Below are 16,238 nucleotides of genomic sequence, written 5' to 3'. Positions count from 1 at the left end.
GGCGGGCCTCGTCGATGATCGTCCGGATGCGGCGACGCGCTAGAAGCGCAGCGTCGCGACAAGCTCGGCCGAACGCGACGGCCCAAGCAGCCATTGCGCGCCGCCGTTCGACGTCGACGCCGCATATGTGCGGTTCGCGAGATTGCGCGCGTAGAGCGCGATCTCGACGTCGCGCGCCGCCTGCCATGCGAGCGACGCGTCGAACACCGTGTACGACGGCACCGGCACGAGGTTCGCGTCGTCGCCGTAACGGCGTCCGACGTAGCACACGCCCGCATGCGCCTGCCAGCCGGGCGCGAATGCCCAGCCGATCCACAGGTTCGCGGTCTGCTGCGGGATGTCGTGCGGCACGTTGCCCGCGCGTTGCTCGACCGCGCTGCCGACGCGCTGGCTGAAGTCGCCGTAGCGCGCGCGCAGCAACGCCGCGTTCGCGTCGATCGTCACGCCGCCGGGCAGCCGCACGCCGCCCGCGAGCTCGATCCCCCGCGACGACTGACGGCCGACCTGCTGCGCGCGCGCCGGATTCACCGGATCGGTGCTGACGAGGCCGCGCTTGACGATGTCGTAGACGGCGAGCGTCCAGTACGCGCGGCCTTCCCACATCTCATGCTTGACGCCCGCTTCCCATTGGCGGCCCGTCGCGAGCGCGTAGTTCGCCTGCGACGACGACAGCGTGACGAGCGAGCCGACGCCCTCCGCGCCCGTCGTGTACTGCGCGTAGGCGGTGAAGGCCGGCGTGATCTCGTAGACGAGCCCGCTGCGCCAGCCCGTGTGCGCGAAGGTCTTGTCGAACGCGCCGCCCGTGATCAGATCGTCGCGATGGAACGAAAGATGGTCATGGCGCAGCCCGCTCACCCACGCGAGCCGCGGCAGCACTTCGAGCCGGTTCTCGACGAACACCGCCGCCTGCCGCGTGCGCGTGCGAAAGCGCGGCGACGTCGGATCGGGGCTCGCGAACGCGCCCGGATCGAAGCCGAACGCATCGACGGTCGACTCGCCGCGATACGGCGCGTTGTTCGCGCCGTCGAACGCGATCTGGTTGAACTCGGCGCCGATCACGAGCCGGTTCGCGCGGCCGAACACGCGCGAGTCGATGCGCGCCGCGAACCGCTCGCCGAACTGCCGCTCGCGATGGAAGATCTCGAGATAGTCGCTGCGCGTCACGGTGCGCGCCGCCGCGTCGAGCGCGTACGATTCCGCGTCGCGCCAGTGGCGGCGCGTCGCGAGATAGTAGAGCTGGCCGTCGAGCGTCACGCCGTTGCCGGCGCGATACGTCGCGGCGAGCCGCGTCCACGTATCGTGATAGGCGATCGTCGCGTCGCCGACGTTGTAGTTGCGCTCGCGCAGCGCGGGATCGAGCACGCCGTTCGTCACCGGCGCGCCGAAATAGGTCGCCGGCTTCTGGCGGCCGTAGTCGTAATCGAGCGTGATCGAAAGGCGCGGATCGACGTCGAGCTTCAGCGCGCCGCCGACGGCCGTCGTGTGCGCGTCGCCGCGATCGACGAAGCCGCGCGTGCGCTCGTCGCTCAGATAGAAGCGATAGGAAAGATGCGGCCCGAGCGCGCCCGTCGCATCGAACGCGACGCGCTTTTCGCCTTGCGTGCCGATGCCCGCCTGCAGCGTCGTCGACCGCTCGCGGCGCGGGCGCTTCGGCACGACATCGACGACGCCGCCGATCGCCCCTTCGCCGTACAGCACCGACGCGGGGCCGCGCAGCACCTCGATTCGCTCCGCCGACCACGTCGAGAACGGAAACGTCACCGTGCCCGCGCCCGGATAGAGGCGCACGCCGTCGACGAGCGTCGTCACCGACTCCTGGCCGGCAAAGCCGCGCACGCTGAGCGCGGTGCCGCCGTTGCCGGGCGACGCGGCCGTGCTGAAGCCCGTCGCGCGCGTGACGGCATCGACGATCGTGCGGTCGCCGCGCGCGGCGATCTGCTCGGACGTGATCGCCTCGACGCTCGCAGGCGTGTCGAGGCTCGCGAGTCCGAGGCGCGAGCCGGCCGCGAGCGGCGCGGACAGCGGCGGCGGCGCGTGCGGCGCGTCGCTCGTCACGTGCACGGTCGGCAGTTCGTGATGGCCGTCGCGCGCGGAATCGACGGAATCCGCGTCGGCGGCGAGCGCGCCGGACGCCGTCATGGCGCAGGCGAGCGCCGTCACGCAGCGCTCGACGGTCGTGCGGCGCTGGGCGGGACGCGGGAAAATCGCGTGTGCGGTGTTTGCGATGCGTTCAGCGTGCGAAGCGTGCGCGACGGTCGCTGCGGGCATCCGGCCGAATGCGCGTCGGCGCAGCGGCGCGTGTCGGGTCCGGCTCATCGGCGGATCGCCTCGTCCGTCGCAAATGTCGATGCGCTCATCGCGCGCCCCGCCGTCGTCGGCACCCTGCGGCGCCGAATGCATCCCGCCTGCTTCGATGTGTTCACTGCTCGTCGACTCCCGCAACCTTGATCGGCATCGCGCGGGCGGCGGGACGTCGTGCAATCGGCAGGGACCGCAATCCCGCCTGCATCAGCGTCGCGCACGCGCGGCTGTGCGCAGGCGGCGGCGGCGCCGCACGAGCGCGACGGCTTACGGCTCGCCTACGCGAAGAGGACGATGATATAACATATCATCCTACCTTTGCACGGTCGATTGATGCGCGCGCTCGGGATCTGTGCAATGCCGATCGGGCGCGAACGGCCGACGGAATGCGGAGCGCGAGCGACGTTTGCGCACCGGCAAGCGTGCGCTCACGCTACGCAGAAGGTCTCCTGCAGATGCGTCGGCGCACCGCCCCCGTTTGCGGAACGCGTTCGAACACGGCGGTCGAGCGGCGTGTCGGCAGCGCGCACGGCTCGGGATCGGCGCAACGCCGATCGGACGCGAGCGGCAGATCGAACGCGGAGCGCGAGCGGCATTCGCACTCCGGCACACACACGCTCACGCCACGCAGAAGGTCTCCTGCAGATGCGTCCAGCGCACCGCGCCCGTTTGCGGATCGCGCTCGAACACGGCGGTCGAGCGGCGCGTCGGCAGCGCGCCCGTCGCGTCCGTCTGAAACTCGCAGTAGCTGACGACGCCGAGCGCCGGATCCGCGGCGAGCGCGCGCATCTCCGCGAACGTGATCTTCAAGCCGGGCTTGCGGCCGTGGAGCCGCGCGAACAGCGCATGCGCGGCCGCGTGATCGTAGACGTTTCCGTCGGTGCCGATCATCGTGAAGCGCGGCGCGAAGCGCGCCATCAGCGCATCGAGCGCGGCGGGCCCGGACACGTCGCCTGAGAGCCAGCCGCGAATCGCGTCGCAGCCGGCGACGATCTCGTCGAAATACGGTCGATGCGCTTGCATGAGTGTTCCTCGCCAAGGCGCGCGGCACGTGACGCGCGAATCTGCGAGTGTACGCGACGCGCGCCGCGCGTCCATTCGGGCGGTGCGCGGCCGGTTGTCTCCGGGGCGCGTGAAGATCGTTCGCAGCTTGCGGCGCTCGGCTCGCGCCTATCGCGGCCGGCGCGCGATCTCGTCGCCGCATGAGGCTCGGGTTCGCGATTGGCGGCGCAACGCGTGGTGCGCGGGAGCCGGCTCGACGAATCTTGCGAGCGTCGTCAGCCGAAGCAGCCGGTACTCGACCTGCGACCCTCGGCTCGCCCGCGTTGCGGCCAGCGCATGCGACCGTCGCCGCACGAAGCGCAGCGGCGCGACCGACGACGCAAACGCAACGCGTCAGCGCGCCGGAATCGGATCGAGGCCCGTCTTGCGGATGTCGTCGGCCGACGCGGGCGACGCCAGATAGTCGAGCAGCGCACGCGCCTCGCGCGGATGCTTCGCGCCGACCGGCATCCCGCCCGCGAACCGCGTGACCGATTGCAGCGACTCCGGAATCTTGCCGACGAACGTCACGCCCTGCACCGGCAGCAGTTCGCTCACCTGCTGGAAGCCGAGCGCATACGTGCCGTCGGCGACCTTCGATGCGACCGGAATGCGCGGCACCATCGTCGCCTTCGGCTTGACCTCGGCTTCGACGCCGAGCCGCTCGAACAGCGCGTTCTGGATATAGATGCCGCTCGCGCTGTCCGAGTACGCGACCGATTTCGCGTGCAGCAGCGCGGCCTTCAGCGCGTCGGGCGTGCCGATGTCGGGCACCGGCTCGCCCGCGCGCACGACCGCGCCGATCCGCGAATCGGCGAGCTCGACGCGCGAGCCCGGATCGACCTTGCCTTCGCGGATCAGCTCGTCGAGCGCGTAGCCGACCATGATCACGACGTCGGCCGGCTCGCCGCGCGCAAGCCGGTTCGGGATCGCTTCAGGCGTCGTGCCCATCGACGGCCCATACGCGATGTCGAGCGTGTTGCCCGTCGTCGCCTCGAACTTCGGCGCAAGCAATTTGTACGCGGCCGTGAAGCCGCCGGAATTCATCACGTGCAGCTCGGCTGCGTGCACTTGCGCGAGCGCGGCGGCCGCGGTCAGCAGCGCGGCGCCGAGATGCTTCGTCAGGGCGTGTCTCATCGTTGTCGTCGTTGTCGTCGTTTTCGATCCGTCGTCGGGAGGGAAGCGCCGATCATCTTCGCGGAAACCGGCTCCGTTGAGAAGTGCAGGTTTGTACGGATCGGTTAGCTTCGGGCCGGCGCGCCATTTGCATTCGGGCTGCGTACGCGCCGAACGAACCGCCTCGGCGTGGAAACCGTCGCACTGGCTCGCCGCGCGCGGGCCGATGTGCGAAACAAGCGCGCGGGCGGCTTCCGGACAACGATTGCGGCAGCGTGCGGCGTCCGGCACCGGACGATCTCGCGCGAACGCATGCTTGCGAGCGACGGCGCATCGCACGCTCGCGCGCGTACGTTTGCCGGATCACCGCGTGCGCATCGAAGCCGCATACGCATGTGCATGCGGCTTCGATGCGCGCGCCGCATTGCCACGCGCGTCGGCCGTCCGCATCGCCGCCGCTCGATCCTCGCTGCCGGTGTCTCTTACGGCGCGATGCGAGGCCGCGCCTCTGCGCCAATCGGCACCCGCGTTATCGGCACGCGCGTTCCTTCTTGCGCCGCTGCGTCACGCACTCGCACAATCATGCATTCGCGCATTCGCCCATCCGCGCGGCCGACACCGCATCACGCTCTCGCCGCCGCCCGCGCCGCACGCACGGCCCGCACCGCATGCAGAATCGACTCGCCCGTCGCGGGCGCGGCGAGCGGCGGATCGATCGCGTAATCGCCGACCGCCGCGATCGCGTCGCGGATCGCGAAGAACACCGAGAACGGCAGCAGCAGCGGCGGCTCGCCGACCGCCTTCGACCGGTGAATGCTGTCCTCCGCATTGCGATTGTCGAACAGCTTCACGCGGAAATCCGGCGGACAGTCGTTGACGGTCGGGATCTTGTACGTCGACGGCGCATGCGTCATCAGCTTGCCGCCGTCGTTCCACCACAGCTCTTCGGTCGTCAGCCAGCCCATCCCCTGGATGAACGCGCCCTCGACCTGTCCGATGTCGATCGCCGGATTCAGCGACGCGCCGACGTCGTGCAGCGCATCGGCGCGCAGCACGCGCATCTCGCCCGTCAGCGTGTCGACGACGACTTCCGACACCGCCGCGCCGTACGCGTAGTAGAAGAACGGCCGACCGCGCAGCGTCGCCTGATCCCAGTGCAGCTTCGGCGTCGCGTAGAAGCCGTCCGACCATAGCTGCACGCGCGCGCGATACGCATGCGCGACGACTTCCGCGAACGGCACGACGGCGTCGCCGACGCGCACTTCGTCGTGCGCGAAGCGCACGTCGGCCGCGCTCGCCGCGCCGTCGCCGAAGCGTTCGGCCGCGAACGCGGCGAGCCGCTCGCGCAACTGGCGCGCGGCGTCCTGCGCGGCCTTGCCGTTCAGATCGGAGCCCGTCGACGCCGCGGTCGCCGATGTGTTCGCGACCTTGCTCGTGTCGGTCGCCGTCACGCGGATTCGCCCGAAGCCGACGCCGAGCTCGTGCGCGACGACCTGCGCGACCTTCGTGTTGAGCCCCTGGCCCATCTCGGTGCCGCCGTGGTTCACGAGGATCGAGCCGTCGGTATAGATGTGGACGAGCGCGCCCGCCTGGTTGAAATGCGTGACGTTGAACGCGATGCCGAACTTCACCGGCGTGAGCGCGATGCCCTTCTTCAGCACCGGGTTCGCCGCGTTGAACGCGCGCGTCGCCGCGCGGCGCTCGCGGTATTCGCTCGTCGCCTCGAGCTCGGCGATCAACTCGTGCAGCACGTTGTCCTCGACCGTCTGCCCGTACGGCGTCACGTTGCGCTCGGTCTTGCCGTACAGGTTCGCGCGGCGCACGTCGAGCGGATCGCGGCCGAGCGAGCGCGCGACGCTGTCGATGATGGACTCTATCGCGAACGCGCCCTGCGGTCCGCCGAAGCCGCGGAACGCGGTGTTCGACTGCGTGTTCGTCTTCCCGCAGCGGCCGACGATCGACACATCGGGCAGCCAGTACGCGTTGTCGAAGTGACACACCGCGCGCGTCATCACGGGCCCCGACAGATCGGCGGAGAAGCCGCAGCGCGACGTCATGTCGACCGACACGCCTTCGATCACGCCCGCGTCGTCGAAGCCGACGTCGTAGCGGTAATGGAAGTCGTGCCGCTTGCCGGTGATCATCATGTCGTCGTCGCGATCGGGGCGCAGCTTCACGGGGCATTGCAGCTTCCACGCGGCGAGCGCCGCGCAGCACGCGAACAGGCCCGATTGCGATTCCTTGCCGCCGAAGCCGCCGCCCATCCGCCGGCATTCGACGAGCACGTCGTGCGACGCGAGCCCGAGCACGTGCGCGACGAGATGCTGCATCTCGCTCGGATGCTGCGTCGAGCTGTAGACGTGCATCGCGCCGTCTTCCTTCGGCACCGCGTATGCGATCTGCCCTTCCAGATAGAACTGCTCCTGGCCGCCGAGCGTCAGCTCGCCCGTGCCGCGATGCGCGGCGTGCGCGATCCGCGCGGCCGCGTCGCCGCGCGCGAGCGTCATCGGCGGGATCACGTACGAATCGGCCGCGCGCGCGTCCTGCGCGGTCAGGATCGCCGGCAGCTCGTCGTATTCGATCTGCGCGCGGCGTGCGGCCGCGCGCGCCGCGTCGTGCGACGTCGCGACGACGACGAACATCGGCTGCCCGACGTACTGGACGACGCCGTCGGCGAGCACCGGATCGTCGTGAACGATCGGCCCGCAATCGTTGACGCCCGGAATGTCCGCGGCGGTCAGCACGGCGACGAAGCCCGCCGACGCGCGCACCGCGTCGAGCCGCATCGACACGATCTTCGCGTGCGGCTTCGCGGACAGGCCGAGCGCCGCGTGCAGCGTGCCCGCGACGAGCGGGATGTCGTCGGTGTAGGTCGCGCGCCCGCTCACGTGCAGATGCGCGGATTCGTGCGGACGCGACACGTGGACTTGCTTGAACGCGTCGCGCTCGGCGTCGGCGGCGACGCTCAGGAAAGGTTCGGCTTGCTGATTCATGATGCGATGCTCCGCTTGGCGTCGATCGGTCAGGAGGCGGCCGGCTCGGCGGCGACTTCGCGCACGTTCACGGCCGCGGCGGGCAGCGGATCGTGCGGGCGGGTCTCCAGCCAGAAGCGGTACAACAGGTTCTTCGCGGTCTCGATCCGGTACGCGCTCGACGCGCGCATGTCGGTGAGCGGCGCGTAATCGTCGTCGAGCGCGCGCATCGCCGCGAGCGCGGCGGCTTCGTCCCAGACGGCGTCGGCGAGCACGGCCTCCGCGTGCGGCGCGCGCTTCGGCGTCGCGGCCATCCCGCCGAACGCGATGCGCGGCGCGCGGATCGACTCGCCGTCCATGACGAACGCGAACGCCGCGCAGACGGCCGAGATGTCGGAATCGAAGCGCTTCGACAGCTTGTACGTGCGGAATCGCAGGTTTGCGCGCGCGCCGGTGCGCTTCGGCACCCTCAATGCGACGACGAGCTCGTGCTCGGCCATGTCCTTCTTCTGATAGCCGAGATACAGATCCTCGAGCGGCAGCTCGCGCGTCGCGTCGCCGCCGCGCAGCACGACGCGCGCACCGAGCGCGATGAGGCCGGGCATCGAATCGCCGATCGGCGAGCCGTTCGCGACGTTGCCGCCCATCGTCCCCGCGTTGCGGATCGGCAGCGACGCGAAGCGCTTCCACATCTCGGTGAGCTCCGGATAGTGCGCGGCGAGCGCCGCATACGCGGCCTCGAGCGTCGCGCCCGCGCCGATCTCGATCCAGTCGCCGTGCTCGGCGATCCGGCGCAGCTCGGCCACCTGGCCGACGTAGATCACGTCGCCCAAATCCCGGAGCTGCTTCGTCACCCACAGGCCGACGTCGGTACTGCCCGCGAGCACGCGCGCCGACGGCTTGTCGGCCTTCAGCCGCGCGAGCGCGTCGAGCGTGCGCGGCGCGTCGAACGTGCGGCCCGCGTGCTCGTAGTGAAACGTGTCGTCGCGGCGCAGCGCGTCCAGCATGCGCGCGAGCGCGGCGACGTCCACGGGGGCCTTCGGCGGCGGCGCGTCGAACATCCGCACCGCCGCGTCAACGATCGGCCGGTAGCCGGTGCAGCGGCACAGGTTGCCCGTCAGCGCGTCGGCGATCTCGGCGCGCGACGGCGTCGTCCGGTCGGCGCACGGCGCGCCGTGCCCGTGCTTCTCGTACAGCGCCCACATCGACATCGCGAAGCCCGGCGTGCAGAAGCCGCACTGCGAGCCGTGGCATTCGACGAGCGCGTCCTGCACCGGATGCAGCGCGCCGTCCGGCTGGCGCAGATCCTCGACCGTGAAGAGCGCGCGGCCGTCGAGCGTCGGCAGGAACTGGATGCACGCGTTGACCGCCTTGAAATCGACGCCGCCCGCGTCGTTCAGCTCGCCGACGACGACCGTGCACGCGCCGCAGTCGCCTTCCGCGCAACCTTCCTTCGTGCCGGTGCAATGCGCGTCCTCGCGCAGATACTGGAGCACCGTGCGGGTGACGTTCGCGCCGCTGACCTCGCGGATCGCCTGGCGATGATAGAAACGGATCGGCTCACTCATGTTGCGTCGTTCTCGAAAATGGGGACATGCATGGACGATGTCCGTGCGTGCAGCGCCGAACCGGCGCGCAGGCGGCCGCCGCGGCCGTCGTCGTCACAATTCGCACGCTATCACCGTCAAATTCCGGAACCCATAGCCGCCCGCGCATGCGGTTTATATCGCTGCGACGATATGCCGCTTTGCGCACCGTTTAACTAAGCAGTACCTGCAAGAAAACCGGTTCCATGTAAAAATTCGGCTTTCGCATCAAATGGATGCGCGTCTTCGTTCCGTCCCCCAATGTCCGCCGATTCCGCCCCTTCCCCGCGCAGCGCGTCCGCCACGACGCTGCAGATCGTCTCCGTCGTTTCGTTCACGTTCGTCTGCTACCTGACCATCGGGCTGCCGCTCGCCGTGCTGCCGGGCTTCGTGCACGACGAGCTCGGCTTTTCCGCGATCGTCGCGGGCGCGGCGATCAGCGTGCAGTATTTCGCGACGCTCGCGTCGCGGCCGCTCGCCGGTCGCTGCGCGGACACGCTCGGCCCGAAGCGCACCGTGCTGCGCGGGCTCGCCGCTTGCGGCGCGAGCGGCGCGCTGCTGCTTTCGGCGTTCGCGTTCGCGCGCTGGCCGGCCGCGAGCATCGTGCTGCTCGTCGCGAGCCGGCTCGTGCTCGGCATCGGCGAGAGCCTCGTCGGCACGGGCGCGATCCTGTGGGGAATCGGCCGCGTCGGCACCGCGCACAACGCGCGCGTGATCTCGTGGAACGGCATCGCGACGTACGGCGCACTCGCGATCGGCGCGCCCGTCGGCGTCGCGATCTCGCATGCGCTGATTCCCGCCGTGCTCGGCGTGCTCGTGATCGCGCTCGCCGCCGCCGGCTACTATCTCGCGCGGCTGATCGCGCCCGTGCCGCTCGTGCACGGCGAACGGATGTCGTATGCGAGCGTGCTCACCCGCGTGCTGCCGCACGGCCTCGGCCTCGCGCTCGGCTCGGCCGGCTTCGGCTCGATCGCGACCTTCATCACGCTCTACTACGCCGAACGCCACTGGCCGAATGCGGCGCTGTCGCTGACCGTGTTCGGCACGCTCTTCATCGGCGCGCGCCTGTTGTTCGCGAACACGATCAAGACGCACGGCGGATTCCGCGTCGCGATCGTGTCGTTCGCGTTCGAATGCGCGGGCCTCCTGATGCTGTGGCTCGCGCCCGTGCCGCACGTCGCGCTCGTCGGCGCGGCGCTGACGGGCTTCGGTTTCGCGCTGATCTTCCCCGCGCTCGGCGTCGAGGCGGTCGCGCTCGTGCCGCCCGCGAGCCGCGGCGCGGCGCTGTCCGCGTATTCGGTGTTCCTCGATCTGTCGCTCGGCATCACGGGACCGCTTGCCGGCTACGTCGCCGGCGCGTTCGGCTATCCGCAGGTGTTCCTGTGCGCGGCCGTCGCGGCGGCGGCGGGCGTCGCGCTGTCGACGGTGCTGTATCAGCGACAGGCGCGCTTGTCCGGCAGCGGCGCGGCCGCCTGAGCGGTCGCGGCGCGTCCGGCGGCGCTTCTGCCGCCGCGCGCCCGACGACGAAACGAAAAAGCCGCCCGCGCATTGCGGGCGGCTTGCTTTTTAGGCAGCCACGGCGCCTTCGCGTGCACGAGCCGACACGCCGTCCGGGCCGCGCCGGCTGCTTGGCGATTGCGTCAAATGGCGCTCAGCGGCAGGCGAAGAGCGGCGAGCGATGGGCCATGGGCTGCTGGCGGGCGGCGACTGACGGAAAGCGGTTGGCGGTTGGCGGTTGGCGGTTGGCGGTTGGCGGTTGGCGGTTGGCGGTTGGCGGTTGGCGGGCGGCGGTTGGCGGTTGGCGGTTGGCGGTTGGCGGTTGGCGGTTGGCGGTTGGCGGTTGGCGGGCGGCGGTTGGCGGTTGGCGGGCGGCGGTTGGCGGTCGGCGGTCGGCGGTCGGCGGTCGGCGGTTGGCGGTTGGCGGGCGGCGGGCGGCGGGCGGCGGGCGGCGGTGCAACAGGATAGCCGTCGGCGACATCGGCCACGTGCGCCGAGCGACCCGCTCCCCGAGCCACGCCCCGTAGCGACTTCGCGCGCATCGCTCCGAAATGCGCGCGACAGCCAGTCCAGCCCGCCGCGCCCGTTCAGGCGATCCGCACGAAGAGGCGGCGCGTCAGATCGAATGCGACCAGATTGCCGGCCACGACGAGCATCAGCCCGACTACCGCGAGCGGCGACCACCGATATCCCTCGAACACCGTCGATGCGGCGAGCGCGACGATCGGGAACAGCACCGTGCAATAGGCGGCCCGCTCCGGTCCGATCCGGCCGACGAGCGTCAGGTACGCGGTGAAGCCGATCACCGAGCCCGGCACCGCGAGATACACGAGCGCGCCGAGATAGCGCGGGCTCGTGTCGAGCGTGAACGGCAGCCCGGCTGCGACGCCGCCGACGGTCAGGATCGCCGCGCCGATCAGCATCGCCCAGCCGTTGGTCGCGAGCGGATGGAGCCCCATCGACTGCATCCGGCTCGACAGCAGGTTGCCCGCCGAAAAGCACATCGTGCCCGCAAACGCGATCGCGAGACCGATCCAGGTCGCGCGATCATCGACGTGCCCCGCCATCTGCTGCCAGAACAGGCAAGCGATGCCGGTCAGGCCGAGCAGCGCGCCGGCGATCGCGGACGCCCGCAGCGGACGGCCCATGAACACGCGCCCGTTGATCGAATTGAGCAGCGGCGCGGTCGAGAACACCACCGCGACGAGGCCGCTCGGCACGACCTGCTCCGCGTAGTAGAAGCACAGGAAGTTGAGGCAGAAGAGCGCGAAGCCTTGCGCGGCAAGGTAGCGCCATGCTTCGCGCGGTGGCCGAACCGGCCTGCGCATCAGGCGCAGCAGCACGAACATTGCCGCCGCCGCCAGCCAGAAGCGCCAGGCGATCGACACGGGCGGCGGCACGCTGCCCAGTTGCCATTTGATCGCGATCCAGGTGGTGCCCCAGATCAGCACGGTGACGACGTAAAGCGACAGGTTCATGGCGAATTCGAAAACGGAAGCGGAAGCGGGAATCCGACTATGCCGCCGCGCATCCCGCGCCGATTGTCTGGAATTGCGGTCTTTTGCGGACGGGCGGGCCGCGCGCGCACGTGCGCGCTTATACTCGCCCCATCATGCACACGCGCCCATCGCTTCCGCTCGACGCCAGCCTGTCCGCGCCCGCCGCCGGTTTCGTCGGCGGCGAGGCGCCGTTCGGCCTGCAGTCCGTCTGCCGGACGCTCGCCGAGGCGAACGCCACGCTAGAGCGCTTCGCGTGGCTCGGCGACCATCTGGCGATCGCCGAGTGGACGCGCGTCACCGAGGAAAGCGAGACGGTCTATGCGCAGCCCGGGCATCACACGCTGTCGTGCTACCTCGACGGCGGCTACCGCACCGAGCGGCAGAAGGTGGCGCGCTACGGCGCGCCGAGCCTGCTCTGCGCGCTGCCGGGCGACCACGAATCGCGCTGGTGGGTGCGCGGCGAGATGCACTTCGTCCACCTCTACTTCCTGCCGGAGCACTTCGCGCAGCGCGCGGTCCGCGAACTCGACCGCGAACCGCGCGAGCTGAAGCTCGCCGACCGCACGTATTTCGAGGATGCGCGCGTCGCCGCGCTGTGCCGCGCGCTCGCGCTCGAGCGTTGGGACGACGCCGACGGCCGGCTGCGCGTGAACGAAACCGCGCATGAAGTATTGAGCCTCCTGCTGCGCGGGCAGAGCACGACGCGCTCCGACGCGCCGTTCAAGGGCGGCCTCGCGCCGACCGTGCGCCGCCGCGTGCGCGACTACATCGATACGTACCTGACGCAGCCGCTGACGCTCGGCGAGCTGGCCGAGCTCGCGTCGCTGTCCGAATACCACTTCTCGCGAATGTTCCGCGTGTCGTTCGGCCGCGCGCCGCACGCGTGGATCGCCGAGCAGCGCCTCGCCCGCGCACGCACGCTGCTGCGCACGACTGCGCTGCCGCTCGCGCAGGTCGCCGCGCACTGCGGCTACGCGAACGCCGCGCACTTCAGCCACCGCTTCCGCGACACGCACGGCGCGACGCCGGGCGCATACCGGCGGGCGATGCAGGCCGCCTAGGCGGCCCCGGCATTTCCGCTCACGTCACGTCACTCACCGCGTCCCGACAACGCCTGCTCGAGCGCCGCGACGCCCGCCGGCAGATCGACGGGCACCTTCAGATCGACCATCGTGCGGCCGAACGCATGCAGCGTGCGGAACAGATTGTGCTCGCGGCACTGCTCGCCCATCTGGCCGATCCGCACGATCGGCAGGCCGAACGAGCCCGAGATCTCGACCTGGTACTGCTTCGAGATGTGCCCGCAGATGAGCCCCGGCGTGAGCCCTTCCGGCACCGCGATGCCGACGACCGAGTTCAGCCGGCACGATTCGGGCGCGTAGAGCTCGAGCCCCATCCCCGTGACCCCCGCCTGCAACGCGAGCGAGCAGCGCAGATGGCGCGCGTAGCGATTCTCGAGCGTCTCCGCGCAGACGAGCCGCAGCGCCTCGTGCAGCGCGAGCACGCCGGACACGGGCGCCGTGTAGTGGTAGCCGGCGTTGTGCCAGAAGTTCTCGGCGAGCGCCATGTCGAGGCACCAGTGCGTGTTCGGCTCCGGGCGGCTCTTCATCCGCTCCCACGCGGCGTCGGAGAACGCGATCAGCGACACGCCCGGAATCGACGACAGCCCCTTCTGCCCGCCCGTGATCACGGCGTCGATGCCCCACGCGTCCATGTCGAGCGGCATCGTCGACAGCGTGCAGACCGCGTCGACGACGACGAGCGCGCCCGCCGCCTTGGCGATCGCCGCGATTTCCTTCAGATGGCGGTTCCAGACGGTGTTCGACGTCTCGCCGTGGACGATCGTGACGATCTCCGGGCGCTCGCGCGCGATCGCATCGGCGATCTCGTCGAGGCTCGCGACCGAGCGGTCGGACACGTCGATCGTCGCGACGTCCGCGCCGACGCGCGTCGCCATCTCGGCCATCCGTGCGCTGAAAAAGCCGTTCTTGATCGACAGCACCTTGGAGCCGCGCCACGCGAGATTCGAGATCGCCATCTCCATCGCGGCGGAGCCGGGGCCCGCGACGCCCAACACCCACTTCGTGCGCGTCTGGAACACGTAGCGCGCCATTTCCTTCACCTGCTCGATGATCTTCGCCATCGTCGCGCCCAGGTGGTTGATCACGATCGTGTTCGCCTTCGCGACCGCGGCCGGGATCGGCACGGGGCCAGCGCCCATCATGAGGAGCGGTTCTTCGGGCAGGATCGCGTCGAGCGGAACGACGACGGGACAGGGAATCGGCGAGTGATCGGTCGTGGACATGAGCTAGGCGGAACAACGGGTTGAGAATGCGGTGATCGATCGATCATTCCGCGAACCGTTGCAATGCGCAAGTGTTTTGATCGACGCGTGCTTCGGAAGCGTGCGGCGCCCGGCGGCGAAACGGCGAGGCCCCGCTGCCCGACCCCGCCGCCGACAGGCGGCCGAACGTCGCGCCGGACCGCCTGAGCGCCGCACGGCGAGGCGGGCGCCCGGCCTTTCAACTTCGACAGGCGGCCTGCGACGAATCCGGGGTTGACGCCGGCCGCCCGCCCGGCGTTCATCCGATCATCCGTGCTTTTTTCACGCGACGGCCTCGGAAAAATCCCACCGCTCCCGCCCGAATAGGCCAAATCGGCATCAAAACGCCCCTCTACTAAATCGAAAAATCATTCTTTGCAACCCGAACCGTCAAATTTCCCGAAAAAGCTTGCATTAACCATTCGATGCAATGCAGCAAATTTATTTGTTCCGCACCGGAAAAGAACTGGTGACGGCATTGCAATTCACACACAAAAATCACCAAAAAAATACCCCGCCGGCATCCCGCGCGCGGCGCTCCGCACTCCGAACCAGCGGAGTTCCGGATTGGGAACGGTACCGCGTCAGCCGCTCCACGCGGCCGCCTCGCCAGGATTAAAACCGCTGCAATCGTCGAATATCGCCCGCGCAAATCACGGAATCGGTTCACGCCCCATAAATCGGGTTCGACGTGACCGCCAGCCGATTTATTACATTCGGGATGAAATAATTATTTAGTTGACTGATGCAGTCAGCTTATTGAACAATTTGCCCAGCCTTCGATGATTTGACATTTAAGACAAGCCCTGTGCTGATCCGACAGCCCGCGGCTCGTCACGATCGAAGGTGTAAAACACAACATAATCATTTAATGGGCCAACGAAAGCTATGAACCAAATCCAGACCATGCGTGTTTTCGTATGCGTTGCAGAACTGCAGAGCTTCCGGCGGGCGGCGCGGAAGCTCGGCGTATCGAATGCGCTCGTCACGCGTTCGATCGCGATGCTCGAAACACATCTGAACACGCGTCTCATCCATCGCACGACGCGCAATCTGTCGCTGACGGAAGCGGGTATCCGCTACCTCGACGGCTGCCGGGCGCTGCTCGAGGAGTTCGATCAGCTCGAGGCGTCCGTCGAGCGGGCGGTTCACGAGCCCGTCGGCACGCTGCGCGTCGCCGTGTCCGGGTTGCTGTCGCCCGGCCGGGTCACACCCCTCGTCGACAGCTACCGGCGTCAGTACCCGAAGGTGCGCGTGCAGTTGACGCTGACCGAAGGTCCGCTCGACGTGATCGAGGCCGGCTACGACGCGGGCCTCGTCACGGGCGGCCGCCTCGACGGCAACCCGGCGCTGATCGGCCATCCGCTGATGCCGAACACGCTCGCGCTGTGCGCGGCGCCCTCGTACATCGAACGGCACGGTGCGCCGCACCGTCCGGACGATCTCGTCCGCCACGCGTGCATCGCGCTGCCGGCCGACCAGCACTCGTCGACCTGGCGCTTCGTCGATCCGGACCACTTCACGCACGTCGTGTCGCTGCAGCCCGTCTACACGGTCAACAGCGCGTCGATGGTGCGCGCGGCGACGCTCGCGGGCACCGGCATCTCGGTGCTGCCGGAAAGCTACATCGCCGACGCGCTCGAAAGCGGCGAGCTCGTGCGGATCCTCGGCGACTACCGGATCGACGATCCCGACACGCAGTTGTCGATCGTCTATCCGAACCGCCAGTTCCTGCCCGCGCGCACCCGCAGCTTCGTCGAGCACGCGCTTTACCACCTCGGCGGCCAGAAGACCGAGACGAACGGCCACTACTTCATGCGCGAGGCCGGCACCGCCAAGCGCCCCGACGTCGTCGCCGGGCTCCAGTGACGCCCGACTGAAGTAAACTGACGCGCACCTTTAC

At 69.3% G+C, this 16,238-nt stretch carries 11 protein-coding genes; 4 read left to right on the top strand and 7 right to left on the bottom strand.

From position 1 onward, the window contains the following. Positions 1 to 39 precede the first annotated feature (39 nt). The 5 genes from BG90_RS11640 to xdhA form a co-directional block, all read right to left on the bottom strand. Positions 40 to 2,316, bottom strand: coding sequence for a TonB-dependent receptor (locus BG90_RS11640; RefSeq protein ID WP_010116800.1), 2,277 nt, complete (start codon positions 2,314 to 2,316; stop codon positions 40 to 42). A 603-nt stretch (positions 2,317 to 2,919) separates the two neighbouring features. Further along, on the bottom strand, positions 2,920 to 3,324 hold the full coding sequence (locus BG90_RS11635; RefSeq protein WP_010116802.1) for a nuclear transport factor 2 family protein: 405 nt from the start codon (positions 3,322 to 3,324) through the stop codon (positions 2,920 to 2,922). Positions 3,325 to 3,696: 372 nt separating this feature from the next. Beyond that, positions 3,697 to 4,479 (bottom strand): substrate-binding domain-containing protein, encoded by a 783-nt coding sequence (locus tag BG90_RS11630; RefSeq protein WP_010116804.1) that lies wholly within the window; start codon positions 4,477 to 4,479, stop codon positions 3,697 to 3,699. Positions 4,480 to 5,081: 602 nt separating this feature from the next. Next, on the bottom strand, positions 5,082 to 7,451 hold the full coding sequence (xdhB, locus tag BG90_RS11625; RefSeq protein WP_010116808.1) for a xanthine dehydrogenase molybdopterin binding subunit: 2,370 nt from the start codon (positions 7,449 to 7,451) through the stop codon (positions 5,082 to 5,084). A gap of 29 nt (positions 7,452 to 7,480) precedes the next feature. After that, positions 7,481 to 8,998, bottom strand: a complete 1,518-nt coding sequence (gene xdhA / locus BG90_RS11620) for a xanthine dehydrogenase small subunit (RefSeq protein ID WP_010116810.1) — start codon at positions 8,996 to 8,998, stop codon at positions 7,481 to 7,483. Here xdhA and BG90_RS37830 point away from each other — a divergent pair. Together BG90_RS37830 and BG90_RS11615 are read left to right on the top strand one after the other, a co-directional pair. Then, a complete protein-coding gene (locus tag BG90_RS37830; RefSeq protein ID WP_010116812.1) occupies positions 8,972 to 9,196 on the top strand; it encodes a hypothetical protein in 225 nt (74 codons plus the stop codon). The two genes, xdhA and BG90_RS37830, sit on opposite strands and share 27 nt — an antisense overlap. A gap of 81 nt (positions 9,197 to 9,277) precedes the next feature. Continuing rightward, positions 9,278 to 10,492, top strand: a complete 1,215-nt coding sequence (locus tag BG90_RS11615) for an MFS transporter (protein WP_010116814.1) — start codon at positions 9,278 to 9,280, stop codon at positions 10,490 to 10,492. A 608-nt stretch (positions 10,493 to 11,100) separates the two neighbouring features. Here the strand turns inward: BG90_RS11615 and BG90_RS11605 are convergent. Then, complete coding sequence (locus tag BG90_RS11605; RefSeq protein ID WP_010116817.1) at positions 11,101 to 11,991, bottom strand: DMT family transporter; 891 nt, start codon at positions 11,989 to 11,991, stop codon at positions 11,101 to 11,103. Positions 11,992 to 12,125: 134 nt separating this feature from the next. Between BG90_RS11605 and BG90_RS11600 the strand changes: the two genes are divergently transcribed. Further along, positions 12,126 to 13,073 (top strand): helix-turn-helix domain-containing protein, encoded by a 948-nt coding sequence (locus BG90_RS11600; protein ID WP_010116818.1) that lies wholly within the window; start codon positions 12,126 to 12,128, stop codon positions 13,071 to 13,073. A gap of 29 nt (positions 13,074 to 13,102) precedes the next feature. Here the strand turns inward: BG90_RS11600 and BG90_RS11595 are convergent, their stop codons facing one another. Then, positions 13,103 to 14,317: a pyridoxal-phosphate-dependent aminotransferase family protein gene (locus tag BG90_RS11595; protein WP_010116820.1), complete on the bottom strand. Its 1,215-nt coding sequence runs from the start codon at positions 14,315 to 14,317 to the stop codon at positions 13,103 to 13,105. A 906-nt stretch (positions 14,318 to 15,223) separates the two neighbouring features. Between BG90_RS11595 and BG90_RS11590 the strand changes: the two genes are divergently transcribed. Then, positions 15,224 to 16,204 carry a LysR family transcriptional regulator gene (locus BG90_RS11590; protein WP_010116822.1) on the top strand — a complete coding sequence of 327 codons (981 nt, stop codon included), beginning with the start codon at positions 15,224 to 15,226 and terminating at the stop codon, positions 16,202 to 16,204. The last annotated feature ends 34 nt before the right edge of the window (positions 16,205 to 16,238 follow it).

Origin of the sequence: Burkholderia oklahomensis C6786, assembly GCF_000959365.1 — a bacterium.
Taxonomy (GTDB): Bacteria; Pseudomonadota; Gammaproteobacteria; order Burkholderiales; family Burkholderiaceae; genus Burkholderia; species Burkholderia oklahomensis.
This window is presented reverse-complemented; position numbering and strand designations above follow the sequence as displayed.